24 protein-coding genes and 1 tRNA gene are annotated in these 23,804 nt (G+C 61.2%); 10 read left to right on the top strand and 15 right to left on the bottom strand.

Annotated elements, in window-relative coordinates; all coding sequences use genetic code 11:
* Positions 1-591 precede the first annotated feature (591 nt).
* The 4 genes from ABEB22_RS16430 to ABEB22_RS16445 form a co-directional block, all read right to left on the bottom strand.
* Positions 592-843 (bottom strand): DUF6455 family protein, encoded by a 252-nt coding sequence (locus tag ABEB22_RS16430; protein ID WP_349295445.1) that lies wholly within the window; start codon positions 841-843, stop codon positions 592-594.
* A 70-nt stretch (positions 844-913) separates the two neighbouring features.
* Complete coding sequence (locus ABEB22_RS16435; protein WP_339114785.1) at positions 914-1,219, bottom strand: DUF6455 family protein; 306 nt, start codon at positions 1,217-1,219, stop codon at positions 914-916.
* Positions 1,220-1,326: 107 nt separating this feature from the next.
* Entirely contained in the window at positions 1,327-2,586 is a 1,260-nt protein-coding gene (locus tag ABEB22_RS16440) for a DUF2254 domain-containing protein (RefSeq protein WP_349295446.1), read from the bottom strand.
* A 74-nt stretch (positions 2,587-2,660) separates the two neighbouring features.
* A complete protein-coding gene (locus tag ABEB22_RS16445) occupies positions 2,661-3,434 on the bottom strand; it encodes a M48 family metalloprotease (protein WP_339114783.1) in 774 nt (257 codons plus the stop codon).
* Between the two features lie 160 nt (positions 3,435-3,594).
* Here ABEB22_RS16445 and ABEB22_RS16450 point away from each other — a divergent pair, with 160 nt between their 5' ends.
* Positions 3,595-3,864: a hypothetical protein gene (locus ABEB22_RS16450; protein ID WP_349295829.1), complete on the top strand. Its 270-nt coding sequence runs from the start codon at positions 3,595-3,597 to the stop codon at positions 3,862-3,864.
* A 238-nt stretch (positions 3,865-4,102) separates the two neighbouring features.
* Here ABEB22_RS16450 and ABEB22_RS16455 read toward each other — a convergent pair whose 3' ends face one another.
* On the bottom strand, positions 4,103-5,200 hold the full coding sequence (locus ABEB22_RS16455; protein WP_349295447.1) for a ParB/RepB/Spo0J family partition protein: 1,098 nt from the start codon (positions 5,198-5,200) through the stop codon (positions 4,103-4,105).
* A gap of 2 nt (positions 5,201-5,202) precedes the next feature.
* Positions 5,203-6,618 (bottom strand): AAA family ATPase, encoded by a 1,416-nt coding sequence (locus ABEB22_RS16460; protein ID WP_339114781.1) that lies wholly within the window; start codon positions 6,616-6,618, stop codon positions 5,203-5,205.
* A gap of 11 nt (positions 6,619-6,629) precedes the next feature.
* On the opposite strand from ABEB22_RS16460, the gene ABEB22_RS16465 reads away from it, so the two are divergent.
* The 3 genes from ABEB22_RS16465 (at position 6,630) to ABEB22_RS16475 (ending at position 9,624) form a co-directional block, all read left to right on the top strand.
* Positions 6,630-6,812, top strand: a complete 183-nt coding sequence (locus ABEB22_RS16465; protein ID WP_349295448.1) for a hypothetical protein — start codon at positions 6,630-6,632, stop codon at positions 6,810-6,812.
* 384 nt (positions 6,813-7,196) lie between these two features.
* A complete protein-coding gene (locus ABEB22_RS16470) occupies positions 7,197-8,390 on the top strand; it encodes a replication initiation protein (RefSeq protein ID WP_349295449.1) in 1,194 nt (397 codons plus the stop codon).
* Positions 8,383-9,624, top strand: coding sequence for an AGE family epimerase/isomerase (locus ABEB22_RS16475; protein ID WP_339114778.1), 1,242 nt, complete (start codon positions 8,383-8,385; stop codon positions 9,622-9,624). Before ABEB22_RS16470 ends, ABEB22_RS16475 begins: the two co-directional genes overlap by 8 nt.
* Here the strand turns inward: ABEB22_RS16475 and ABEB22_RS16480 are convergent.
* Entirely contained in the window at positions 9,621-10,481 is an 861-nt protein-coding gene (locus tag ABEB22_RS16480) for a ferritin-like domain-containing protein (protein WP_339114777.1), read from the bottom strand. The two genes, ABEB22_RS16475 and ABEB22_RS16480, sit on opposite strands and share 4 nt — an antisense overlap.
* A 140-nt stretch (positions 10,482-10,621) precedes the next feature.
* On the opposite strand from ABEB22_RS16480, the gene ABEB22_RS16485 reads away from it, so the two are divergent.
* Together ABEB22_RS16485 and ABEB22_RS16490 are read left to right on the top strand one after the other, a co-directional pair.
* Complete coding sequence (locus ABEB22_RS16485; protein ID WP_349295450.1) at positions 10,622-11,584, top strand: 2-hydroxyacid dehydrogenase; 963 nt, start codon at positions 10,622-10,624, stop codon at positions 11,582-11,584.
* Positions 11,571-12,611 (top strand): DUF475 domain-containing protein, encoded by a 1,041-nt coding sequence (locus ABEB22_RS16490; RefSeq protein WP_349295451.1) that lies wholly within the window; start codon positions 11,571-11,573, stop codon positions 12,609-12,611. The genes ABEB22_RS16485 and ABEB22_RS16490 overlap by 14 nt, the downstream gene beginning before the upstream one ends.
* A 58-nt stretch (positions 12,612-12,669) precedes the next feature.
* On the opposite strand, the gene ABEB22_RS16495 is transcribed toward ABEB22_RS16490, so the two are convergent.
* Entirely contained in the window at positions 12,670-13,287 is a 618-nt protein-coding gene (locus tag ABEB22_RS16495; protein WP_349295452.1) for a trimeric intracellular cation channel family protein, read from the bottom strand.
* A 204-nt stretch (positions 13,288-13,491) separates the two neighbouring features.
* Between ABEB22_RS16495 and ABEB22_RS16500 the strand changes: the two genes are divergently transcribed.
* Entirely contained in the window at positions 13,492-13,851 is a 360-nt protein-coding gene (locus ABEB22_RS16500) for a cupin domain-containing protein (protein WP_339114773.1), read from the top strand.
* Between the two features lie 99 nt (positions 13,852-13,950).
* Here the strand turns inward: ABEB22_RS16500 and ABEB22_RS16505 are convergent, their stop codons facing one another.
* Positions 13,951-15,138, bottom strand: a complete 1,188-nt coding sequence (locus ABEB22_RS16505) for an NAD(P)/FAD-dependent oxidoreductase (protein ID WP_349295453.1) — start codon at positions 15,136-15,138, stop codon at positions 13,951-13,953.
* Between the two features lie 103 nt (positions 15,139-15,241).
* Between ABEB22_RS16505 and ABEB22_RS16510 the strand changes: the two genes are divergently transcribed.
* Positions 15,242-15,316, top strand: a tRNA-Gln gene (locus ABEB22_RS16510).
* A complete protein-coding gene (locus tag ABEB22_RS16515) occupies positions 15,316-16,335 on the top strand; it encodes a DUF6538 domain-containing protein (RefSeq protein WP_349295454.1) in 1,020 nt (339 codons plus the stop codon). Before ABEB22_RS16510 ends, ABEB22_RS16515 begins: the two co-directional genes overlap by 1 nt.
* A 17-nt stretch (positions 16,336-16,352) precedes the next feature.
* On the opposite strand, the gene ABEB22_RS16520 is transcribed toward ABEB22_RS16515, so the two are convergent.
* Positions 16,353-17,479 (bottom strand): IS3 family transposase gene (locus ABEB22_RS16520; RefSeq protein ID WP_349295455.1). Its coding sequence is split into 2 segments (ribosomal slippage): positions 16,353-17,215 and positions 17,215-17,479, totalling 1,128 coding nucleotides; the frame shifts between segments, so codons are not numbered across the junction.
* A gap of 69 nt (positions 17,480-17,548) precedes the next feature.
* Here ABEB22_RS16520 and ABEB22_RS16525 point away from each other — a divergent pair.
* Positions 17,549-18,499, top strand: a complete 951-nt coding sequence (locus tag ABEB22_RS16525; RefSeq protein WP_349295456.1) for an amidohydrolase family protein — start codon at positions 17,549-17,551, stop codon at positions 18,497-18,499.
* Positions 18,500-18,575: 76 nt separating this feature from the next.
* Here the strand turns inward: ABEB22_RS16525 and ABEB22_RS16530 are convergent, their stop codons facing one another.
* The 5 genes from ABEB22_RS16530 to ABEB22_RS16550 form a co-directional block, all read right to left on the bottom strand.
* Positions 18,576-20,132 (bottom strand): amidase, encoded by a 1,557-nt coding sequence (locus tag ABEB22_RS16530; RefSeq protein WP_349295457.1) that lies wholly within the window; start codon positions 20,130-20,132, stop codon positions 18,576-18,578.
* Complete coding sequence (locus ABEB22_RS16535; protein ID WP_349295458.1) at positions 20,129-21,061, bottom strand: DMT family transporter; 933 nt, start codon at positions 21,059-21,061, stop codon at positions 20,129-20,131. The genes ABEB22_RS16530 and ABEB22_RS16535 overlap by 4 nt, the downstream gene beginning before the upstream one ends.
* Positions 21,062-21,094: 33 nt before the next feature.
* Positions 21,095-22,435, bottom strand: coding sequence for an amidase (locus ABEB22_RS16540; RefSeq protein ID WP_349295459.1), 1,341 nt, complete (start codon positions 22,433-22,435; stop codon positions 21,095-21,097).
* A complete protein-coding gene (locus tag ABEB22_RS16545; protein ID WP_406871172.1) occupies positions 22,435-22,671 on the bottom strand; it encodes a hypothetical protein in 237 nt (78 codons plus the stop codon). The genes ABEB22_RS16540 and ABEB22_RS16545 overlap by 1 nt, the downstream gene beginning before the upstream one ends.
* A 127-nt stretch (positions 22,672-22,798) precedes the next feature.
* Entirely contained in the window at positions 22,799-23,803 is a 1,005-nt protein-coding gene (locus ABEB22_RS16550) for an ABC transporter substrate-binding protein (RefSeq protein WP_349295461.1), read from the bottom strand.
* Position 23,804: the final 1 nt, after the last annotated feature.

Genomic DNA, 23,804 nt, shown 5'->3' on the forward strand with positions numbered 1-23,804 from the left:
AGGATCAAGCCTCTGATCACGCTATACTCTTTCTCTCGGTCCGACAAAGGCTGGCACGGGGTATCTCAGCGCAAGGTTGCAGAATCGCAGTCTGTCCCTGTCTCGATAGAGACATGCACGCGTGAACGGGAAACTCACGGTGTCGGAGCGGTAAATTTCGTAGGTAAAGGGGGGGGTAAGGAGGCGGCGGCTTCCAGGGAGGAGGAGGGAAGCCGCCGCATAGTCCCGAGGCTCAGGGAGGAGGAGGAGCCTCAAGAATTCCTTGAAACCTTTGTAACCTGTCCGGAAGGAAAGAAATACTTCATAATACTCATGGCAGAACTTCGCCACGCGCATGGCGGAGCCATCCACGTTTCATTTTGAAGTATTTCCGAAGGGTTTCGCACAGCGACGCTGGGTCAACCCTCAGTCTGGAACGGATATAAGCGCTTACTGGTTCTCGACCTGCGCGGCATTACAACGTCAATCATTAAAGCGACTCGTATAGCTGCACCCGGAAAACCGGGCCGTAAAACCGGTCAGTGCTGCACAGGCGTCATTTTCACTTGCTGCATAATTTATAGCCGACAAATAAAAAGCAAGCACTATTTATCAGACATGTAGAAATATTAACATATGGCCGTTGGCACAGAAGGCGGGCGGGCGCTCCTGTCCGGCAGGGAGATAGGACAGCTCGCCCAGACAGTCGCAGGCGTGGCGGCAGCGACGGCAGACCGCCAGCATCTCCTCGAACCGTGCATGGCCCAGCCTCCCGCTCCGCAACAGCCCCGCCAGATCGACCCCCGCACGGCGTGCCATGCCCCATAGCATCCAGAAATGCAGGTTGTCTTTCAGATCGTCCACATCAGGCTCTCTCTCAAGTCCACCCTTCGCCCGACCTTGCATCAGCCGGCGGTGCGACAGTCGCGGCCTTTCACTCGGCCGCAATCGGGGCATCCTCGGTCATCAGACGCTGCAGCCGCCCCATCAGCCTGCGGTTATTGCAATAATCGGGGGCCTGTGCCGCAACGGTTTCCCGATCCTCGGGCGCCTCCCGCGCGGCCAGAAACTCCCGACATTTTCCGGGCTGGGAACATTGCGTGCAGCGGGTCACGGTCTGGCTCCACTCGGCATCAGACATATGCCCTTGCGCTTTGGCCTGTGTGAAATCAACACCCACCACATCGCCCATCCGGTCGACAAGTGCGGCATGCATATTGAGGGTTCGGGGATCGGTCATCTGCGTCTCCTTTCGGGAAGGCGACCCGCATGACCGCCCAATCCGGACCAACCCTGCCCCGCAAAGGCGCAGCCCTCCTTGATCTGGATCAAATCCACCGCGCAGACCTAGAGTTTCGCGCGCAGCTCCTGGGCCCGTGCCGCGACCGCTTGCGCATCCTCGGACAGAACCATCGCCTGCTGCGACAGAGCGGCGGCCCGCTCGGCCATCGCGCAGGCTGGCTGTGCAAAGCGCGGCTCGGTCCGTGCCAGCCCCGCCAGCACGTCCTGCAACCGGATCGCCACCTCGATCTGCCCTGCCCCGTCCCGCCCGATCGCATCGAAGGCATTGCGGATCAGCGCCTCGGGGTCCAGCTCGCGCGCCATCACCCGCAGGCAGCGCGGCGCCTCGCCCTTGGGCCGAGACTGCCCCCACTCGCCCAACACCGCCATCAGCCGCCCCAGAATATCGATCGCCGTCCCCGGATCGTTCACCGCAGGCGACAACGCCCGCGAGGCAATCTCCGACATCGCCCGCAGCCCGAATTCGGGATCCTGCTCGTAAGACCGCGCCTGTTCGATGGTGAAAGCCTCGTGCAACGCCTCCTCGGCCTGCCGCCGTGCCTGCGCATCCTCCAGCAGCGCATCACAGCGCAAGATCCCCACTCCCGGATGCACGAATGCCCCGGGCTGCGCCAGGATCCAGATCCGGCAGCCCAGCTTCTCGGCCACCTCCTGCAAAACCGCCGGGTCCACATGCAGCACATGCCCCGTGCGCATGGCCATCAGCTCCCAGCTGCCCACCGGCGGCTCTTCCCATGCACAACAGCCCAGCACAGGGTCTTCGGCGCGCATCACCAGCGCCTCGCGCGTGGCCTCCTCCACCCGTAAGGCCGTATCCTCCAGCCGCCCGAACTCGCTCAGATGCTGCACCCAGCGCAAGAGCATGATGACAATCATCGCCACCACCGCGATCGTCACCGCAAACAGCACCAGCCGGCCGGAATTGCCGTAGATCCCCGTCTCGAGCGCGATGATCCCCACCAGCGCATAGACAAAGGCCCCGATGAAGGAGGCCAGCACATGCTGCGTCAGCCGGTCCGATTGCAGCAGCGTGATCGCCCGCGGCGTGGCCGAACCCTGCGCCGCCGAGAAGGCCGAAACCATGATCGATAGCGAGAAGGTCGAAACCGTCAGCATCGAGGAGGCAATGATCTCCAGAATGCTTTCGATGGCATCGGCCGAGACATCGACCCCCAGATCCTCGGGCACCCATCGCCCCATCCATGCCGCACTCAATGCGGTCACCACCCCCAGCACGCCGAAGGCCGTCACGCGCACCCAGATACGCTCGAAAATCTGTTTGATATGCCAGCGCCAACGCGACATGCCCGAACTCCTTGTCTTTTATGCCAAGGATCTAGCGCATATCCGCCCCGAACCAAGGTCCATGCGGACCCCGATCAGACGCCCGAGCTGCGCTTTTTCAACCGCGACATCGTCGCCCGCACATTGGCCATGCGCGCGGCATTGGAGGGATGGCTGCTCATGATGTCATCTTCCGGATTATCGATCCGCTTGAAGATCTGGATGCCTTTCAGCGGATGATAGCCCGCCCGCAGGCTCAACACCGCGCCCAGACTGTCGGCCTGCAGCTCGTAATCCTTGGCCCGCGTCAGCGCGCCCAGCTCGGCTCCGATAGTCTGCGCCTTGCGCACCTGACGGTTCGACGCTCCCTGCGAGGCGATGATCGTTCCCATCAGGACGGCCCCCGTCTGCGAATCGTCGGCCTTCATGTCGAGATGGCCCAGAATATGATGCGCCGCCTCATGTCCCATCACGAAAGCCAGCTCGTCCTGATTGAGCGCCTGCGAGATCAGCGTCAGATTGAAGGCCAGCACCGGCTGCCCTTTCTCGTCCAGCGTCTGGAACGCATTCGGCTCGGGATCGGGGCGATCATCGACCATGATGCGGAAATCGCAATTATGGACCTGCGCCAGCTGGTGATGGCGGCAATAGCTCTCGATCACCGGCTCCATCCGGTGCGCCGCCGTCATGAAATTCTTCGCGGCCACCTCGGGCGGCAGCAGATCCGTGCTCGGGGCAAATTGCATCGACGCGTCGCTGGCATCGGAGCCCTGCCCCGTCACCGGTGCGCATCCGGTTACGGCGCCACCTGTCATCGCCAGAAGGACACAGGCCGCAACAGCCGGTAGCGGCAAAACCGGAAAACGCATGAGGACGGGTCCTTTCGTGAACTGGGCAAAATTCAGCCTAGCCAGCTTCTTCCGAAGTGGAAAGCCCTGCCCTGACTATTTTGCCCATTTTGCAAACAAGGCCTGTATGCGCCCGAATTTTCTGCTGGCGGGTCGCGATTTTATCGGCCAGACTTTCTCCATGTTTACCATCGAGCACGAATTTGACGCTACCGTGATCACCCTTGTCGACGAGGGGGATGATCCACGGGACTACCTGCAAGAAGACATCAAGATCGAATCCTTCGAGGATTGTGTTGTTGTCGAGCAGCTGGATGAACAGACGAATTCGGTCCAACGGGTCGTGTTCTCACATGCGCAACTGCGCGAGCTTGCCGCCTCGCTCAGCCTGCCCGAAGGGGTCTACCGGATGAAGCAGGTAGAGGCCCGCGACGACGGCAGTCTCGAATAAGGTCCAGCCCGCCAGCAGCCCCCCGCCAACACGCGCCGCAGGCCCGCCGCCTGCGGCGCGTTCTCTTTCTGCGCCCGCATATTCCGATAGGCACCCGTTTACAGGAGCCATATTGCAGGCACCGTAAACGGGTGCCTCAAGCCCTCGGACACACCTCTTTCTGCCCCGACCTGCCCGGAAACAAGAAGGGCCGCCCGATGGGCAGCCCTCAAAGGTATCCGTTTACGGGAAGCGATGTTCAGGGGGTTTCCAGCAGATAGGCCAGCTTTTGCATGACCGCATCGATCATCTCGCCATCCACATTCCCGCCCTCGATCTTCACCGACCAGCCATTCGCCTCCGATATCGTCTTCAGCGTGATGCCGCTTGTCAGCTTGCGCACCTCGCGCGCCCGTTCCGCGCGTGCGGCGGGCTTTTTCGGGCGCCCGCCCCGCGCAGGATCGGCCTCCACCGGCTCCAGCTGCGCCAGAGCCTCGAGCACCATCTCCGCCTCGTCTGCCGCATTGGCGGGGTCGCGACGCGCAAGCAGATCGCGCAGCCGCGCTTCCGCCCCGCCCCGCAGGGCCGCTGCCAGCTTCAGCCCGTCCCGCTCCTTCATCAGCTCGGGGAAGCGGAGCATGTCGCCCAGCTCCTCGAAGATCAGCGCGAAAGAACGGATTTTCGAGCGCTTGCCCTTGGAGGCCATCGGGAACAGCGCATCGACCGCCGCCTCCACATTGACAAACGCCCCCTGCTGGCTGGCGATCACCGCGATCCGTCCACGCTCGAAATGGCTCAAATTGGCGCGGATCTCGTTTTCCTCGATCATCGCCGCAAAGGTGCCGCCCATCGCCTCGGGGTCGCGCAACACGGCGCGGATCTTTGTATAGGCGGGCTTTTCGGTCAGCTCGAGCAGCGCCTGCACCGCCCGGAAGCGCCGGTAGCCCGACAACAGCCCGTAGCGGAAGCCCCGCCCATCCTCGGCCAGGGGATAGGCCTCGATCGGTAGCCGCAAACCATTGGCGGCAATCGACATCTGCAGCTCCTGCATGTCCTCGGCATCCAGCACTACACGGTCGCGCACCAGCGCATCCGCATCGATCTCCTCGAGCGGGATCTCGAGCATAACAAGCCCCGCTTCCGTCTTCTGCCGGAAGCTTTCGGCATCGTTACGGTCGCGCGCGGCCCGTTCACGATCCTCTGCGGGACGCGGATCATAGGAGCTTGCTGTCTCGGCCGCGACCTGCGCAATCGGTGCGGCGGTAAAGCTGCGCGAGGAGGTTTCGCGGCGAAACTCGTCTTCAAGACGGCTCAGATCATCCGCGCTCGGTGCTATCAGTTTTCTCCGTTTCGCCATGATCAGCCCTCCTCGCTCTGGCTATTCTGCTCGGCCTCGTTCAGCTTCATATCCCGCCACCATGTGCCGAGAATGACCTCTTTTACCTCCGCCCATGTCCGGTCGAAAGTTTCCCGGCCGCGGATATAGGTGTCACGGTTGAAATCTCGGTAATCGGTCTCGTAGATCCCGGAGACCTGCTCGCCCGCCTGCCCCACCATCGCGGTGACCTCCTGCCGGTAGGTCGTCATGAAATCCCCGAAATAGGCCTGCACGACATTGGCCAGATCGGTCTGCTGGGCTGCGTCGAAACGGGTCACGATCGCACGCACCGCATCCCATTCGAACCCGATCTCCGGCAGGCCATCAGCACGACGCATCCGGTTCTCGCCATCCTCGATGGAGGCAAAGGTCGAGTAGATCATATCGAAAAACCGCCCCGTGCTGTCGAACTCGAGGAAAGATGCCCCGAGCGGCACCAGAAGAATATCGGCCGCCGCCAGCGCGTTGATCGTCAGGTACCCGAGTGCGGGAGGCGTATCGAGGAAGACGAGATCGTAGTCGTCCAGAATACCGCCATCTTCCAGTGCGTTGGAGAGCGCATCCCAAAGCGGCCAGCTCCGGAGCTGCATCCGCCAGACCGGGACCTGGAACTCGGCCCAGTAGAGGTTGAGCTGTGCCCCGATCAGATCGATATTGGGCCAATGCGTTTTCTGGATCAGGTTTCGCGGCGAAACCTCCAGTGCTTCTTTCAGCGTCTCGTCAAGGGGATAGGTCGGCTGCCCCCCCGCCTCGCGAATGCGGTTTTCCTCCTGCAGCGCCTTGGCATAGTCATGTGCCAGCATCGGGAACGCTGTTTGCCATTCATCGGCCACCTGCCCCCCCATCACCGATGTCATCGAACCCTGACTGTCGAGATCGATGACCAGAACCTTATAGCCATCAAGCGCGGCCGACATAGCCAGATGCGCCGCGGTCGTGGTCTTTCCGACGCCGCCTTTAAAGTTGGCTACCGCAACGACTTTTGCCGGTAAACCTTCAGGGCGCCAAGGTTTATACTGCCGGTTCTGCGCACCTTCTTCGGCGAAATGCTCACGCAGCACGAGAATATCCTCGAGCGTGAACCATTTGGACCCGCTATCCCCGTCACCCTGGGGCAGATCGGGATTGGCCTTGAGCACACGCCGGAGATGGGCCGGAGCAACGGGGATCAGATATTTGCAGATCTCCCAGATCGAGAATTTCCGCAGGCGCTTCTTGCCATCGGGCGCGTAGCCGCGGCGGGCCAGATCGTCGCGGCCGCGGGAGGCGAAGGCCGCCGCGCGCGCGAAGCGGGCCGTGTCGATGCTTTCGGAGAGCTTCTTTGCGGCTTCTTCGGGGTCTATATTGAAATACGGGGGCAGATCCGTGCGGCTGCCGTTACCAGATTTGCTTGCCATGGAACCTCAGCATGTTCGCTGTTTATCGCGATATCCAGGCAACTATCGCACATGATGGGCGCAATGGGAATCGTGCAGGGCGCTATATCCCTGAAAATATTGATTTTAGGGACATACAGACGGGTGTTTTGAATCTTTTAGATATTTTTAAGAGTCTTTATGGGCATAAAGAGCGTTTAATAACAACGGCATAGGCATACTAAGGCACCGCTATACAGGAGGAAGGGAGACCGGATACAGGGGGGATGGTACCTGATTCCGGTGCTAGGGGTTCCGATTCTCGGGGATGTACGCTGTTTTGCCAGATTCAGGTTGCAAATCATGACTCAGGCTGTGGATAAGTGCCTCATTTTCAAAGGTACCGATTCACGGGATCTCGGGTTTTCCACAGATCCCTCCTGTAGCCGGGTACCTGAAACCCCGTCGCGGACCCTCGGGTATCCGTTTACGGGATGGCCCAGAGGTGCCAAGAAAAGAGTTGTCATGGGGTACCTCATAGCCGAATAATCGGCTACATCGCAGATCAGCGCGGGCGAATCTCTGCCCGTCGACACAAGGCATGAAAAAGGCCGGGCAGGATGAACGAGCTAGATATTCCGAAGGACCACCTGAGCGGGTCCCTGCGCCGTGGCGCAGTCAAGAAACATGTGGCCGCGATCCACGTCTCGGGCAAGCTGACACTGTTGCAGCGCAAGCTGTCGAACGTGCTGTTGCTGAATGCCTATGACACGCTGATCAGCCAGCAGGTGCACCGGATCGATGCCCGCACGCTGTGCCTGATGATCGGCTATAACTCGAACGATATGGATACGCTGAAACAGTCTCTGCGCGGATTGGCCGAGACGGTGGCCGAATGGGACATGCTCGATAGCGAGGGCAAACAGGAATGGGGGATCAGCTCGCTTCTGTCCTATGCCAAGCTGAAAGGCGGCGTGTGCGAATATGCCTATTCGCCCGCTCTTGCCGAGAAACTGAATGACCCGAAAGTGTTCGCGCTGATCAATCTCAATATCCAGCGGCGGTTCACCTCGGGCCATGCGCTGGCGCTTTACGAGAATTGCTATCGCTTCGTGCGGACGGGGTCTTCGGGCTGGTGGAGCCTCGATCTGTTCCGGCGACTGATGGGCGTGGCCGATAGCGATTATTACGAGGTGTTCAAGCATCTCAACGCCAAGATCATCAAACCCGCCGTGGCCGAGGTGAACAAATCCTCCAACATCATGGTGACGCCGGAATTCAAGAAGATGGGGCGCTCGGTGACGGAGATCCGGTTCCGGATCAGCGAGAACCCGCAGCTGGCGATCCTCGATCTTGATGACGGGGAGGGGCTTCGCAAGAGCCCGATCTATGCGCGGCTTCTGGCGCTCGGCGTGTCGGACCGGCTGGCGCGGCAATGGATCACCGAACATGGTGAGGAGTATGTGCGCCAGAAAGTGGATTATGTGGCGGGACAGGGCGCAGTCAAAAACGCCATCGGCTATCTGAGCGCGGCGTTAAAGGATGATTACCGCCCCGATGCGCCGGAGGTTTCGCCGCGAAACCCCGAGCCCGATCCAACATTGTCGGCGCGGGTGCGGCAGCTGACGGTGATCCGCGATCTGGCGGCTAGCCGCACGCCCACCCAACGTGATGCCGATAAACGGCTGTTCCTGTCGCGGCTCGAAGGGGCCGAACGGGATGATTTCGAGCGTCATGGCTGGATGTCGGCGCTGAATGCCGGCGCTATTGCCGCCTTCTGGAAGGAGCTGTCCCCCGATGCCTTCGATGTGTGATCCTGTTGCACCGCGCGAGATGATGGAGAGCGATGGCGCGTGGCTGGCCGACCCGCATCATCAGGCATGGCTGGCCGAGGATGCCGAGCGGCAGTTGCGGTTCTTTCTGGGCAGTCTGAAAGGCCGCGGGCGTTTTGCGGTGCTCGATCACGAGGGGCGGGCGATCCCCGGTCCGCAGGAGCTTCATACGACCACGCGGCTGATCCATTCCTATTCTCTGGGCCTGTCTTTCGGCTTTGCCGAGGGTGCCGATATGATTGATGCGGGGATGGGGTTCTTGTGGCGCGAGCATCGCGATGCCAAGCGCGGGGGCTTCTTCGCGGCGGTGCGCTCGGGCGTGACGAATGGGACAAAAATGGCCTATGGCCATATGTTCGTGCTGCTGGCGGCGGCATCCGCCAAGCGGGCAGGGCATCCCGATGCGGACCGGTTGCTGGGGGATGTGGCCGAGGTGCTGGAGCGCCGGTTCTGGGACGAGGGCGCGGGGCTCTTTGTCGAGGACTGGTCGGAGGATTGGCTGCATCTGTCGAAATATCGCGGGATGAACGCCAATATGCATGCGACCGAGGCGCATCTGGCAGCCTATGAGGCGACGGGCGAGCGCGCCTATCTGGAGCGGGCGGGGCGGATCATCGATGTGTTCATCCGGCGGCTGGCACCGGAGTATAACTGGCGGATCCCCGAGCATTATACCGAGGAATGGACGGTGGACCGCGCCTATGAGGGGGATCCGATGTTCCGGCCCCGCGGCACGACGCCCGGCCATTCGGTGGAATGGGCGCGGCTGGTGCTGCACTATTGGGATCTGCGGGGACGGGTGGACGAGGACCTGCCGGAGGCTGCGCGGATCCTTGTGGAGGAAGCGTTGCGGCTGGCCTGGCGGCGCGAGGGCGGGTTTGCCTATACGCTGGATTTCGACGGGCAGGTGGACCGCAAGGCGCGCTATTGGTGGCCGGTTTGCGAGGGGATCGGCGCGATATCGGCCATCCTGAAAACGGGCACCTTTGCACGGGGCGAGGAATGGTATCGCAGGCTCTGGGCCTTTGCCGAGGCGCATCTGGTGGATCGCAAGCGCGGCGGTTGGTATCCTGAACTCGACGAGACCGGCCGCCCTGCGGACGGCCAGTTCAAGGGTAAGCCGGATCTCTATCACGCGCTGCAGGCCGATCTGATCCCGCTCACCCAAGGAGTGTCGCGGCTGCAGGACGGGCTGGAGGCCTGGGCGACGGCCTAGGGCAGATCGCGGGTGAAGCCTGCCTCCTCGGCCAGCGGCCAGTAGAAATCGGGTGGCAGGCCCGCATCGGCACGCTTTTCCTCGTTGAAGGGCGGCTTGAGGGCGCCATGGAAGTAATGGCGCACAAGACGGTGAAATTCGTCTTTTGGATCAATGGCATGGCGGCCACAGAGGAAGTTGAACCATTTCGATCCATAGGCGACATGGCCGACTTCCTCGGCATAGATCGTCTCTAGGGCTGCGATGGCATCGGGCTGTTCTGCCTTGCGGAAGACCTCGATCATACCGGGCGTCACATCAAGGCCGCGGGCCTCGAGCACCATCGGCACGACGGTCAGGCGGCCCATCAGATCGGTCGCGGTATCCTCGGCGGCGCGCCACATCCCCGCATGGGCGGGCAATTCGCCATAAAAGCTTCCCATGGTCTCGAGGCAGGCGCTCATCAAACGGAAATGTTTGGATTCCTCATCCGCCGATTGCACCCAGTCATCATAGAAGCCGATCGGCATGGTGACATCGGTGAAGCGGGCGATGATGTCCCAATGCAGGTCCACCGCGTTCAGCTCGATATGGGCCACCGCATGCAGGAGCGCCTTGCGGCCAGCGGTCGTGCCCGGACGCCGGCGCGGCACCTCGCGCGGCGAGAGCAGGGCAGGGGCCTCGGGGCGGGCGGGTTGCAGGGGCGGCGGGCAGGATCCGATGGGCATCGGGTCGCCCGCTTTGCGGCGGCGGAACCATTCGGCGGCATAGGCCCGCGAGCGCCCCGTCTTTTCCATCGCATCGGCGGTGGTCAGAACGGAGGTCGCGCAGGCGGCCAGTGTCTCGGGAATGTCGAAAGAAGCATCTGTCTGGGTCATGTTGCGGTGATAGCCGATGACAGAAGGCGAGAAAAGCGGCACGAGGGGGTGCACCTGCGCGGATGGCGTCTTATTCTTTTCGTAAGCATGGATATGACCGGCGCGTTGCCGCGCCGCGAGGAGCCGTTATGGAGACAGAGATGAGCAAATCGAAAGTTATGGCATTGCAGCCGCTACGCCCCGCCGCGATGGCGCGGCTGGAGGAGGGCTACGAGGTGCTGCGCGCCGATCTGGCGCAGGACCGCGCCGCGTTCCTTGCCGCCCATGGCGCGGGCGTGCGGGCCCTGACGACGGATGGCCATTGCAAGGTGACCCCCGATATTCTGGACGCGATGCCGGATCTGGAGATCGTCGCCTGTTCCTCGGCGGGGTTTGACGGGTTCGATCTGGAGGGCATGGCCGTGCGCGGTGTCGTGCTGACCAATTCCTCGCCCGCGCTTTGCGATGATGTGGCCGATTGTGCGATTATGCTGATGCTGGGCGCCTCGCGCCAGCTGGTGGCAGGCGAGGCGTGGGTCCGCAGCGGCACATGGGGCTCGCGCGGGCCGATGGGGCTGACCCGCTCGCTGAAGGGCAAGGTGATGGGCATTGTCGGGCTCGGGACCATTGGCGAGGCGATCGCGCGGCGCGCGCAGGCGATGGCGATGGAGGTGCGCTACTGGAACCGCCGCCCGAAAGACGTGCCCTATGACTATGTGCCCGATCTGATGGGGCTGGCACAGCAGGCCGATGTGCTGGTGGTGATCGTGGCAGGCGGCGAGGGCACGCGCCATCTGATCGACGGGCAGGTGATCGACGCGCTCGGCCCCGAGGGCCTGTTGATCAATGTGGCGCGCGGCTCGGTGGTGGACGAGGCGGCGCTGATTGCCGCGCTGAAGGACGGCCGTCTGGGGATGGCGGGGCTTGATGTCTACGACAACGAGCCTACACCCGCCCCCGATCTGGTGGCTTTGCCCAATGTGACGCTCTATCCGCATCACGCATCCGGCACGCAGGAGACAAGAGATGCGATGGCGGGGCTTGTGGTCGACAATCTGAATGCGCATTTCTCTGATGCGGAATTGGTCAGCCCGGTGGATCTGGGCCGATATGTGGAGGCCTGATGTGCTGAAATACTTTTACTGGCCCTTTGCGGTGACGGTGCTGGCCTTGGCCGGTGCCTTTGCGCTGGGGCTGCAATATAGCGCGACGCTGTCGGGCGCTTTCGGCTTCCTGCTGATCGGGGGGATTCTGGCGGTGCTGGAGATCTCGCTGTCCTTCGACAATGCGATCGTGAACGCCAACAAACTCGAGACAATGGACGAGAAATGGCGAAAGCGGTTCCTGACATGGGGGATCCTGATCGCCGTGTTCGGGATGCGGATCATTTTCCCGCTTCTGATCGTGGTGGTGGCGGCAGGGATCGGGCCGATCGAGGCGGTGCGTCTGGCAGCGACGAAACCTGCGGAATATGCGGAGATCATTCATGGCGCGCATCTCGAGATCGCGGCCTTTGGCGGCGCGTTCCTGATGATGGTGGCGCTGAGCTATTTCGTCGATGCCGAGAAGGAGGTCGACTGGATCGCGGGTGTCGAACGGGGGTTACGCCGGTTCGGGGCGGTGAAGGGCACCGAGATCGTGCTGGTGCTTCTGGTGATGATGGGCTTCTCGACCGCGCTGCCCGAGGAGGTGCAGGACGAGTTCCTGTTTGCCGCCATTTTCGGGCTGGCGACCTTTCTCGGGGTCGAGCTATTGGGCGCCTATCTCGACAAGCGCGAGGCCGTAGGGGCTGTGGCCAAGGGGGGATTGGGCGCGTTTCTCTATCTGGAAGTGCTGGATGCGAGCTTCAGCTTTGACGGCGTGATCGGGGCCTTCGCGCTGACGCAGAACCTGTTTCTGATCGCCATCGGGCTCGGGATCGGGGCGATGTATGTGCGGGCGATGACCCTGATGCTGGTGGAGCGCGGCACGCTGACCGAGTTCCGCTATCTCGAACACGGGGCGTTCTGGTCGATTCTCGTGCTGTCGGTGATCATGTTCGTGCAGACATTGACGCCGATCCCCGAGCTGGTGACGGGGCTCTTGGGAGCGGGGTTCATCGCTTTGGCCTTCCTGTCCTCGGTCCGGTATAACCGGCGGGTGAAGGCGTGATCGGGCGCGCTCGGGGGACTGCCGGAAGGCGCCGCGAGCGCCGTCAGTCCCTATAGGATCAGTCCCTATAGGAGGGCAGTGACAGGCCCCGCGCGATGGCGAGCGCCCTGAGAACAAATCCAAGCAGGGCCGCCAGAGGGCCTGCAATCGCGAAGGGGCAACCGGCCCATGTCAGCATGACAAATCCTGCCGAGGCGGCGGCGGCGGCCGTCACATAGATTTCGGGGCGGATGATGATGGAGGGCTGGCCCGCCAGCACATCGCGGAATACACCGCCGGCACAGGCCGTGATAACGCCCATGGCGGCGGCAGGAAGGGGCGAGACCCCCAGAGCCAGCGCCTTGGCGGCCCCATAAACCGCATAGGCCGCCAGTCCGACCGCATCGAACCAGTCGATCGCCCGCTCGTTCCAGAACCGCTTGGGTGTTTTCCAGACCGCGAGACTGACGGCGAAACAGGTGGCAAGAACCCAAGGGTTATGCACCCAGAAGACCGGCGCGTCGATCAGCAGATCACGTAATGTGCCGCCGCCAATGCCGGTGATCGCTGCGAAAAAGGCAAAGGTCACAAGTGTCTGCCTTGCCTTTGCGGCCGCCAGCGCGCCGGAGGCCGCAAACACGGCAATGCCGGCGATATCAAGCCAGAACAGGGCGGTATAGGCGAGCGGTGTCATCATGGGCTCCGGTAGGTGCAGAAGTTTCGGGCTGGCAGGTCATCCGGACTATAGGGTTTTCGAACAGCTTATGTACCGGTCTTTTGCGGTTATTTCATGGGCATATATCTTGGTGGCGTGAGGCGGACTGATCTGTCAGATCGTGCTTGCGCTGGCGCACGCGCTCATCGAAACTGCGTTATCTTTTCTGCTTTCAGGACACTCTCGATGATCGATTTCCAACGTTTTCCCGATGCGCTGACCACTGATCTCGGCGCGTTTACCCCGCTCGATGGGGCTCTGACCGAAGGGCTGAGCGAAGCCTCCAAGTCTCTCTGGACGAGTGCGGATGGTCGTGTCGAGCTGGGGCTCTGGGCGTGCACGGCAGGCCTGTTCGATCTGGAGATGGAGGGCGGATCGGAGTTTTGCCATTTCCTGCAGGGGCGGTTGAAGGTGATACAGCCTGATGGCAGCACCACCGAATACGGACCGGGCGATGCGCTGATGATGCCGCTCGGCTGGCGCGGACGTTGGGAGGTGCTGGAACCTCTGCGCAAAATCTACATGTATGATTACAAACAGGCCTGATCTGCGGGCACCGTATGCAGGATACGGTGCCCGCAGGTCTGTCCGGGGACGGATCCGGAAAGCCGCCGTCGCGGGCGGCCTTCCTACGCATGGAACGGGTCAGGCGCGGCCTGCGGCAAAGCCCGAGGCCCAGGCCCATTGGAAGTTATAGCCGCCGAGCCAGCCCGTTACATCGACGACCTCGCCGATGAAGAAGAGGCCGGGCTGGGATTTGGCTTCCATGGTTTTAGCATCGAGCTCTCTGGTGGACACGCCTCCCAGCGTGACCTCTGCCGTGCGGTAGCCCTCCGAACCCACCGGCTTGATCTGCCATTTATGGACATAGGTGGCGAGGTGGTCGAGCTTGGCGTTATTCTGGTCGGCTAGACGGCCCGTGAGGCCCGACTCGGCCACCGCCAGCGCCGCGATCTTATCGGGAAGCCATCGGGCCAGCGCGTTATGCAGTGCCATGCGCCCTTTTTCCTGCCGTTGCTCCGCCAGAAGGATGGCGATGTCCTGACCGGGCAGGAGGTCGAGGGTGAGCGGGTCGCCGTCGCGCCAGTAGCTTGAGATCTGCAGGATGGCGGGGCCCGAGAGGCCGCGATGGGTGAAGAGGAGATCTTCCTCGAAGCGGGTTTTGTTGTGCCGGATGGAGACGGGGGTTGCGGTCCCTGCGAGCGGTTTGGTTTTCACCAGTTCCTGTTCTGCAAAGGTGAGGGGCACCAGGGCAGGGCGGGTGTCGGTGAGCGACAGACCGAACTGTTCGGCGATCTTGTAGCCGAAACCGGTGGCGCCCATTTTGGGGATCGATTTGCCGCCGGTCGCGATGACGAGTTTGGGGGTGGTGAGGGGGCCTTGCGAGGTGGCGAGGTGGAAGTCTGTGCCCTCGCGGGTGACGGCATCGACGGTCGTCTCGAGCATGAGGGTCCCACCGGCCTCGCGCAGGTCGCGACATAGCATATCGACGATCTGCGAGGCTTTTCCGTCGCAGAAGAGCTGTCCCTTGTGTTTCTCGTGCCATGCGATGCCCGCGCGGTCGAGGCGATTGATAAAGTCCTGCGGGCTGTAGCGCGAAAGTGCAGAGAGCGCAAAGCGCGGGTTTTGCGAGAGGAATCGGTCGCGGGCTGTCAGGTGATCGAGCTCGCGATTCGTGAAGTTGCACCGGCCTCCGCCGGAGATCCGTATTTTTTCGCCAGGTCGTGCAGTGTGATCGATCAGACAGACCGACCTTCCGCTGCGTCCGGTTTCGATTGCGGCCATCAGGCCTGCGGCGCCAGCGCCAATGATTATTGCGTCAAATCTCATCATGGGATGTTCCCTGCACGAAAGTTCGGGCGGCGACAAATCTTTTTTGATTTTTCCCCTTGCGCCTGCCCGACGCCTTAGCTAAATACCCGCCCACAGACAGAGTTGGGGCGTAGCCAAGTGGTAAGGCACCGGTTTTTGGTACCGCGCACCGTAGGTTCGAATCCTACCGCCCCAGCCATGTCTGTAAAAAAATCCAAGAAAATCAACAAAGTAAATGCCTCCGCTTCGGGGGTTTTTCGTCGTTCGTGCAACAGTGGTTCACAAGGTGATTCACATCGCTCTCCAAAACGCGGACAGACTGCGTCGAGAAGATGGGGTCTTTATTTGATCCGCCGAAACGAGGTCTTCTATTTCCGCAAGCGCTGGCCGCAGGATTTGTGCGATTCCGGTACGGCTGCATTTTTGTCGATTTCGCCTCGCACCAAAATTCTCTCCGAGGCGGTGAAACGGTCGGCGGACCTGCTCACCGCATTTGAAGCGAGAGAGCAGAAAATGATCCATTCCAAACTGCTGACTTCGGTCAGCGAACGCCAATCCCTGTCGGTCCAGCGTAGCCTTGTGCGCGCCGAGTTGACCGCCATGGTCACCCGTTTTGATGCGCCCTATGACGCAGACGAAAGCGCGGCCTATATCGCCGAGGCCGAAAGACAGGCAGACAACGCGGTGAGCGCGATGCGCGCCCGGGACTGGACGGCGGCAAGTACTCTGGCGGCTACAGCCGCAGCCGAGAGCGGATTGCGTGCTGAGCAACTCTCCGAGCCTGGGCTGGCGCGGTCTTTGTTGCGATTGTTGCGGGATCTCAAGGAGATTGCCGTGCAAGTCGAGACGGACTGTGCTGAGCCTCTGGTGCTTGCCAAGCCCCTCCTTGAAAGCCTTGACCTACCTGCTACGGCAGAGGCTTTGAAGCCGGCGATGACGCTCTGTGACGCGATCGAGGCGGCGGCTGCCAAGGCGCCGGGACAGACGCAGATCAAAATCCGGTCTCTGGGGCGGCTTGCTCTGGAGTTCTTCGGCGATATTGCCGTGGAGACGATCTGCTATGATCAGTCAGTCGCTTTTCTGAAACGTGTCTGGTCAATGCCCCGAAACTGGGGGCAGATGCATGGCAAGAACCGGTCCGAACAGGTGGGGCATGGCAAGAGTACATACCTGCGATTTCAATTAACCCGAAACGAGAGACTGGTCTGCCCCACTTGAGTGGTCCAGTTTAAAAGTTAGTGCATCGTGGGCCTTTGGTCTACGGGCACGATGCTCTCGGGTGCGGGTGGGCAGTAGCCGAGGGAACTATGCGGGCGCACCGTGTTATAATGCTTGCGCCAGCGTTCGATCAGGATCTGGGCCTCTCTCAGCGAATAAAACACCTCCCCATCAAGCAATTCGTCGCGAAGTCTGGCGTTGAAGCTCTCCACATACCCATTCTCCCAGGGTGACCCCGGCTCGATATAGGCTGTTTTGGCCCCCACCGTCTCGATCCAGTTGCGCAGCTTGGTCGCGATGAATTCGGGGCCATTATCTGACCTGATAAACTCCGGCGGACCGCGAAGGATGAACAGGTCTGTCAGCGCGTCGATGACGTCGACTGAGTTGAGCTTGCGTTTAACACGGATCACCAGCACCTCTCGGGTGAATTCGTCAACGATATTGAGCATGCGGTAAGCCCGCCCGTCCGCTGTCCGGTCCTGGACGAAATCGTATGACCAGACGTGGTTTGGCCGCTCGGCCCGCAGCCGCACGCAGGAGCCATTCGCCAGCCAGAGCCGCCCGTTTTTCTTCTGCTTTTGCGGGACTTTAAGCCCCTCGCGTCGCCAAATGCGCTCGACCCGCTTGTGGTTGACGCACCATCCCGCCTGAACCAGAAGGCCCGTGATCTGGCGATAGCCATAGCGTCCGTATTGCCGTGCCAGTTCGGTGATATCGGCCGTCAAAAGAGCTTCATCCTGACGACCAACTGGGATCTTGCGCTGGGTCGACCGGTGCTGTCCAAGCGCCCGACAGGCGCGGCGTTCGGAGATGCCGAGTTCCTGCCGGATGTGGTCGATGCACTGGCGGCGACGCGAAGGGCTTAGAAGTTTCCCCGCGCCGCTTCCGTCAGGATCAGCTTGTCGAGCGTCAGATCCGACACGGCCCGTCTGAGCCGCGTATTCTCTTTCTCGAGCTCCTTCAGCCGCTTGAGCTGATCGCGGTCCATCCCGCCAAACTCACGACGCCAACGGTAATAGGTCTGTTGGGTTACGCCAATCTGGCGCACCGCATCTGCCAGTTTCGCGCCTTGACCCTGCAACACCTCAACCTGACGCAGCTTCATGACAATGTCTTCCGCCTTTTCGCGTTTGCCTGCCATCTAAGTAGTCCTCCATCATACGGGATAAACTATCCCAAAAGGTGGACCACTTCAGTGGGGAAAGACCAGATGGTCCATCTTGTCTCCGTACCCTTCACCGATTTGCAGGTGAATGGCGGGGGTGGTGTGCTGCTTAACGCCGATCCGACGGTCGAAGGGGTGCGCCGGATTGCGCAGGCCCATGCCGCGCGCGGTACCGGAGATATTCTGCCGACAGTTATCACTGATCGGCCAGAGGTCACCGAATCTGCGGCATGGGCGGCCGCAGAACTGGCGGGAGACACGGGCGTTCTGGGTATCCATATCGAAGGGCCGCATTTTTCGCTGTCCCGACATGGCACTCATAGGGCCGCCGATATCCGCCCGCTCGACCGCCAGACGGTTGATCTGGTCGCTGCACTGCGCGAAGCGGCCATTCGGGTCATGATCACACTGGCCCCCGAAGAGGCCGATTCCAGTCTTTTGCATGAACTGGTTACGAGCGGTGCGATCGTCTCGGCAGGCCATAGCAGTGCGACAGCCGCACAGGCCCGCGCGGCATTTGGCCAAGGCGTCAACTGTGTGACCCATCTTTTCAACGCGATGGAGCAGATGCATTCACGCGAGGCCGGTCTTCTTGGGGCGACCCTCAATTCCGATGTGGCCTGCGGGATCATCTGTGACGGTATCCACGTCTCTTGGGATATGCTGCGTATCGCCCTGAAGGCGCGCGGACCGTCAGCGCCGACCTTTGTCGTCAGCGATGCGATGGCGACGGTTGGCGGCCCTGACTGGTTCGAGCTCTATGGCCAGAGGATTTCCGTGCGGGATGGGCGCCTTGTTAATTCCGAAGGGGCTCTGGCAGGCGCCCATATCGATATGGTGCAATCCTTCGAGAACCTTATGACCCATCTTGATCTGCCCCTTGAACGGGCCTTGGCAATGGTCAGCGATATACCTCGGCGGGTCATTGGGTTACCGCCGCGTGTGATCGGGACCGGATCTGAGGTGAAGGGGCTGGTCATCATGGGACAGCCGTGAAGGCGATCCCTGATCGTGCGGCCTCGTGCGGCATTTGCGACCCTACGATGACGTTGTTAGAGGGTCGCAAACTCTGTCAGATAGCGGATTTCCGATGCCGTGTGGATTGTTCATAGGCATAGGCACATTCGATGAGCGTCTGCTCTGTCCATTGCCGTCCGAGGAATATCAGCTCGAACGGAGCTCCCGATCCGTAATAGCCCGCAGGGACTGTCACCCCTGGAATGCCCGCGATGTTAAGTTCGCCCACGGTTGTCTCGCGGATGGCAAGATCGGAATTCAGGCCGGGCAGTTCTTCGAGCATTTGCGGGTATACGAGTCCGTCGAGCTCGTGCGCGGTGAAGACGTGATCGATCAGAGAAAGATAGATGCGTTTCAGTGCGGTGAAGGCGGGAAGATCCGGAGGTGTTTCCGGTGATTGCAGCGCCTTCTTGAAATCCGGAAGCTCGTGAAGATATCCAAGGATGGCACCATGAGCGAAAACATCTTCGGCCTGGGTGGCGGCAACAAACGCATCCCATGACTTGATTGCCGCATCCGGGCCAAGTCTGCGAAGATATTGGGTCATGTCGTAGGGGATCGATTCCAGCCCCCGTCCGTCGAAGAAAGGCGTGCCCGGGGTAATCTGACGGTGGCTTGCAAAATCCGTTCCGCTGAACGGATCATCGACCAGAATAGCGCCGCAGGCCTCGAGTTCAGTACAGGCGCGTGCATAGAGCGTTTCGGCCTCTTCGGAGAGTGCATCCTTGCGCCAGCCCGGTCCGTAGAGGCCAAGGCGCTTGCCCCGCAGCCCGTCCAGAGAGAGCTTGGTGGCGTAACCGCCTTCGGGGATCTTGTCGACGCTTGCCAGTGTTTTGGGATCTTCGGTGGTGAAGCCGGCCAGAACATCCAGCGCCAGGGCCGCATCACGCACAGTGCGGGCAATCGGTCCGACCACATCTCGGTTGCCCGAAAGGGGGATGACACCTGCATTGGGAACAAGGCCGATGGTGGGCTTGATGCCGACAAGCCCCTGCGCTGATGCAGGGTTCTGGATCGAACCGCCGGTTTCTTCGGCCAACCCGAAGACGCACATATGGGTCGCGACGGCGGCCGCAGTCCCCGCACTCGAGCCGCCGGGGGCCCGGTCTTTATGGGCAGGGTTGATCGTGGGGCCGGCCCAGCTGTCATTGGCATGGGTGCCGGTCCAGCTGAGGATCGGCACATTCGTTTTGCCGATGATCACCGCATCTGCGGCGCGCAGGCGTGCAACAACAGGACTGTCGCGTTCGGGCAGAAGATCGACGCCGCCAGTACCGGAATAAAGGAGGCGCCAGCCCGCAGTCGATGGCAAACCTTTCATATCCATCGGGTCCTTGACCACTACGGGCACACCAGCCAGTGGCCCGAGCGGCGCGCCCGTTGCCCGCTTGCGATCAATCTCGCGGGCGGTGTCGAGCGCTTCGTCATTCTCGAAGATGATCGCGTTATAGGTCGGATTGAGCGCATTCATTTGCGTGATTGCCGCCTTTGTCAGATCTTCTGCGGTAAACGTGCCGGCCTCAAGACCCTTTCGGATCGTGTCGATGTCGAGTTGGCCGAGATCCAGCGAGCCGGTGCCGGTTGTTTCTGGGGAGATAGTATCAATACTCATGAGAGTTCCTTCGAAATTTGGCCGGATTGAAGACGGGGATGTTGGGGCCGCAGGATCATCAATGTCACCAAGACGAGGGCGCAAAATGTCCCGATGGCGAATTGCCAGCTAAGGATCTCGCCGAGAAACGTCGCGCCAAAGATAATCGTCAGCACGGGAAACAGGATTGTCATGGCGGAGACGAGGCTTGGCGGATGGCTCCGAAGAAAGTGGTAATAGGCTGTATGGGCGATGACCGTCACGATGATGGCAGGCAACACGATCGCTTCTATCGAAAGAAGCGGTTGTGCAAGGATCTGGGCAAGGCCGTTCGGTTCTACCCATGTTGCGATTAACGACAGGATGAGAGCGGAGCCGAGCGAAGTCCATGCCTGAATGACCAGTGCAGGAGCTGGCCCGCAGCCCGCCATCAGGACGGAACCGCCAGCGAGCGCCAAAGTGGCCAGTACCATATAGGCTATGCCATAGGGATCGAGGCTGTTTCCTCCATGCTGTCCCTGAACGGCGATGATAACGGCGATGGTTGCCAACCCGACCAGACCCAGTCGCGACCATGAGAGTGGCTCCCGCCGGAAGATCATCGACAGTAAGGCCGTGGCGGGAATGGCCAGTTGCAGGATTGTGGCGGACGCGACCGCTGTAATCCGTGCATAGCCCATCATCAGAAATCCGAAGTGACAGGCACCGATAAGGAAGCCTGCAAGGAATATGCGCGGCAAGTTTTCGATCCGCTTCAGCAACAGCGGGCTCAGAATGATGGCGACCACGATAAACCGGCCTGCGGCGATATGGATCGGAGGTAGATGTGCGATCCCGATCGCGTAGCGTAACATGACCGCATTGCCGGCCCAGATGATGCAGATGCCGATAAGGGCCACCAATGCTCCCAATGGCAAGGCACGTTGTGCGTGGATGGTCGCTGAACGCATGGGGCGGGTTCTACGGGTAAGGGCCGACATGAGTTATTGGGCAGCAAAAGCCATCAGGTCGCGTTCGGAGCCGTCCGGGCCGATCAGCTGTACCCCGATGGGCAGGCCGCCATGCGTATCGGTAGGCAGGCTGATGGCCGGAAGGGCCGCACAGCTTGCCAGTGCAGTAAAACGCATATTGGCCGTTAGCGTGGATTCTGCTTGGCCCGACAGGATGACTTCGGCTTGACCGATCTGCGGCGGGACGAAGGGGATCGTCGGCATCGCGATCACATCGACATGGGACAGTGCCTCCAGAACCCGACTGCGGAACACCGCGCGGAAGCGCTGCGCATGGAGATATTCGGTCGCACGGATCGAACGCCCTGCAAGAAGCTGGGCGCGGACATCCGCACCATAAGCCTCGGGATGTTGATCCAGCCAGCCGTCATGCACCGCAGTGGGTTCGGCGGCGTCTGCAATCACCAGCGCATCGACCGCCAGATCCATATCGGGCAGGTCGATATCGACGATCTCGATCCCGCGTGCGGCTTGAGCGTCAATCCATCGGGTAAAGGCCGCCTCGACCGGTGCTTCCAGCCGCGCGTAGACATAGGCGCGCGGCAGGCCGATGCGGCGCAGAGGCCGTGACGGGGTCGCGGCAGTGTGTCCGGCCATCGCGTCATAGAGCAGGCTGGCATCGCGGGCCGAGCGGGTCATCGGGCCGACTGTATCGAGCGAGAAGGCCAAGGGGAAAATGCCATCGACCGATAGTTGGCCGACACCGGGGCGCAAGCCGTAGATCCCGTTCATTGAGGCGGGCAGGCGCACCGAGCCGCCGGTATCCGTTCCCAAAGCCGCCATCGCGGAGCCTGCGGCCACTGCTGCACCCGATCCGCCTGAGGAGCCTGCCGGAATGCGGCTCGGGTCATGGGGGTTGCGGGCCTGTCCATAATGCGGATTAGCCGTGGTGCCACCCCATGCGAACTCGTGCATGTTAGTCTGGCCGAGGATCACGGCACCGGCCTGTTTGAGGCGTGCGGTCACGCAGGCATCCTGTGTCGCCATCGTTTGCGCCAGCAGTTTCGATCCTGCGCTATGAGGGTGGCCTGCAATGGCGATGTTCGATTTTAGCCCGATAGGCATGCCTTGCAGGGGCCCGAAATCATAACCGGCTGCGAGAAGAAGATCCTGCGCACGAGCGGCGGTCAGGGCGGCTTCGGGGAATATCCGTTCCCAGGCATGCAGTTCGGCAGTTGCCTCGGCACGTTCGAGACAAGCCTTCGTCAGTGCCTCGAAGGTAAAGTCTCCGGCGCGGACGGCAGCGGCTGCGTCCACCATATCCATATCGCAAATATTGGTCGTCGCCGGACGGATGGAGAGTGCGTCTTCCATTAGTGCTCCTCCCCCTTCCCAAGATCCCGAACAAGGAAGCTGTCCTTCGCGAGTGTGAACCCGTTCGTTCCTTCGGAGCGCACAGGACCGAAAGGCGAGACCCGCGCCGTGAAGGGTGTGTTATAGGGGTCGAGCTGGTCATTCGCGTAGCGCGTCAGGCGTTCGCAGCGTGCGCTCCAGTCGGTGACGACTTGGCACAGGTCTGGGGTCAGGTCAGCCTTGCTCAGCCCAAGCATGGCCAAGCGGGTTTCATCGGGAAGAGACATCGGGCAACTTTCGGGATTGGGGTAGGTGCGGGGGACATGCCCCGCACCCGAAGCTTTATCTGTGCCGGATCACGACGGAGGGCCCGGCACGCAGGTCTTAGTTCATGCTGGCATCGGCCGCTTCGGCCGCAGCAGTTGCCAGCGCGGTATTCACATTGGCCTCATAGGAGGTCGCATCCGAGGGATATTCCTTCAGAGTGCCCGCATAGACCGAGATCTTCATGTTGTTTTCCCATGCCTTTTCAGACACCAGAACATGCTCGGGATAGCCCTTGGCATCGATCTCGCGCTGGACCGATTTGGTCACAACTTCCTTCGACAGGTTCGGGAAGTATTTTTGCGCGATTTCCACGGTACGGTCGAAATCCGAATAGATGAAGCGCGAGGCTTTCTCGAAGGCGGTAACGACACCTTGTGCGGCCTCGGGATGGTCATCCAGATAGGCTTGGGTCGTGGTCAGGCTGGAGAAGGCATAGGGATACCAGTCCTGATTGGCCGAGAATGAGTAAACCGAATGCAGTCCGTTATCGAGCTCGGCCTGAGCGACCTGCGGGTCGACAGCCAGTGCGTAATCGGCGCGTCCGGCCATGACAGCGGGGATTTCGTTGCCGATGGAGACGTTGACGATATCAACATCGGTCAGTTTTTCTTGTTCCATTAGATAGGACATGAAGGCCCAGGTGGTATCCGGCTCTGGCGAGGTGATCACGCGCTTTCCAGAGAGGGCAGAGAGATTGTCTTGCAGCGAGGTGGGGTCGGACCCGAAGATAAACACGGTCGGGGCGTTCTGCACACCGGCAACAACGACGCCATCGGCGCCCATCTCGCGCGATTTCGGAACAAAGACCGGGTCCTGGATCGAGAACTGTGCCGAGCCGCCAATCACAGCCGCCCAGGATTGGGCGCCACCACCGCCAGTCTCGATCGTCACCTTGACGCCCTCATCAGCGAAGTAGCCTTGTTCTTGCGCTACATAGAGCGGGAGATAGAGCAGCGATTGGAAGGCTTGGTTGATGGTGACATCTTCCAGATCCTGTGCAGAAGCGGCGAACGGCATCAGGGCGATGCCCATAGCCGAGGCAAGAAGCGTTCTACGGTTCATA

Source organism: Thioclava sp. 'Guangxiensis', from assembly GCF_045348365.1.
Taxonomy (GTDB): Bacteria; Pseudomonadota; Alphaproteobacteria; order Rhodobacterales; family Rhodobacteraceae; genus Thioclava; species Thioclava kandeliae.

What these genes read in the sequence shown, in the direction of transcription:
- ABEB22_RS16465 (WP_349295448.1), top strand. Translation starts at nt 6,630, where the DNA reads ATGTTCGCTGTTTATCGCGATATCCAGGCAACTATCGCACATGATGGG.
- ABEB22_RS16470 (WP_349295449.1), top strand. Translation starts at nt 7,197, where the DNA reads ATGAACGAGCTAGATATTCCGAAGGACCACCTGAGCGGGTCCCTGCGC.
- ABEB22_RS16460 (WP_339114781.1), bottom strand. Translation starts at nt 6,618, where the DNA reads ATGGCAAGCAAATCTGGTAACGGCAGCCGCACGGATCTGCCCCCGTAT.
- ABEB22_RS16450 (WP_349295829.1), top strand. Translation starts at nt 3,595, where the DNA reads ATGTTTACCATCGAGCACGAATTTGACGCTACCGTGATCACCCTTGTC.
- ABEB22_RS16495 (WP_349295452.1), bottom strand. Translation starts at nt 13,287, where the DNA reads ATGATGACACCGCTCGCCTATACCGCCCTGTTCTGGCTTGATATCGCC.
- ABEB22_RS16530 (WP_349295457.1), bottom strand. Translation starts at nt 20,132, where the DNA reads ATGAGTATTGATACTATCTCCCCAGAAACAACCGGCACCGGCTCGCTG.
- ABEB22_RS16475 (WP_339114778.1), top strand. Translation starts at nt 8,383, where the DNA reads ATGTGTGATCCTGTTGCACCGCGCGAGATGATGGAGAGCGATGGCGCG.
- ABEB22_RS16500 (WP_339114773.1), top strand. Translation starts at nt 13,492, where the DNA reads ATGATCGATTTCCAACGTTTTCCCGATGCGCTGACCACTGATCTCGGC.
- ABEB22_RS16440 (WP_349295446.1), bottom strand. Translation starts at nt 2,586, where the DNA reads ATGTCGCGTTGGCGCTGGCATATCAAACAGATTTTCGAGCGTATCTGG.
- ABEB22_RS16505 (WP_349295453.1), bottom strand. Translation starts at nt 15,138, where the DNA reads ATGATGAGATTTGACGCAATAATCATTGGCGCTGGCGCCGCAGGCCTG.
- ABEB22_RS16445 (WP_339114783.1), bottom strand. Translation starts at nt 3,434, where the DNA reads ATGCGTTTTCCGGTTTTGCCGCTACCGGCTGTTGCGGCCTGTGTCCTT.
- ABEB22_RS16550 (WP_349295461.1), bottom strand. Translation starts at nt 23,803, where the DNA reads ATGAACCGTAGAACGCTTCTTGCCTCGGCTATGGGCATCGCCCTGATG.
- ABEB22_RS16480 (WP_339114777.1), bottom strand. Translation starts at nt 10,481, where the DNA reads ATGACCCAGACAGATGCTTCTTTCGACATTCCCGAGACACTGGCCGCC.
- ABEB22_RS16545 (WP_406871172.1), bottom strand. Translation starts at nt 22,671, where the DNA reads ATGCTTGGGCTGAGCAAGGCTGACCTGACCCCAGACCTGTGCCAAGTC.
- ABEB22_RS16435 (WP_339114785.1), bottom strand. Translation starts at nt 1,219, where the DNA reads ATGACCGATCCCCGAACCCTCAATATGCATGCCGCACTTGTCGACCGG.
- ABEB22_RS16515 (WP_349295454.1), top strand. Translation starts at nt 15,316, where the DNA reads ATGTCTGTAAAAAAATCCAAGAAAATCAACAAAGTAAATGCCTCCGCT.
- ABEB22_RS16490 (WP_349295451.1), top strand. Translation starts at nt 11,571, where the DNA reads ATGTGGAGGCCTGATGTGCTGAAATACTTTTACTGGCCCTTTGCGGTG.
- ABEB22_RS16540 (WP_349295459.1), bottom strand. Translation starts at nt 22,435, where the DNA reads ATGGAAGACGCACTCTCCATCCGTCCGGCGACGACCAATATTTGCGAT.
- ABEB22_RS16535 (WP_349295458.1), bottom strand. Translation starts at nt 21,061, where the DNA reads ATGCGTTCAGCGACCATCCACGCACAACGTGCCTTGCCATTGGGAGCA.
- ABEB22_RS16525 (WP_349295456.1), top strand. Translation starts at nt 17,549, where the DNA reads ATGGTCCATCTTGTCTCCGTACCCTTCACCGATTTGCAGGTGAATGGC.
- ABEB22_RS16455 (WP_349295447.1), bottom strand. Translation starts at nt 5,200, where the DNA reads ATGGCGAAACGGAGAAAACTGATAGCACCGAGCGCGGATGATCTGAGC.
- ABEB22_RS16485 (WP_349295450.1), top strand. Translation starts at nt 10,622, where the DNA reads ATGAGCAAATCGAAAGTTATGGCATTGCAGCCGCTACGCCCCGCCGCG.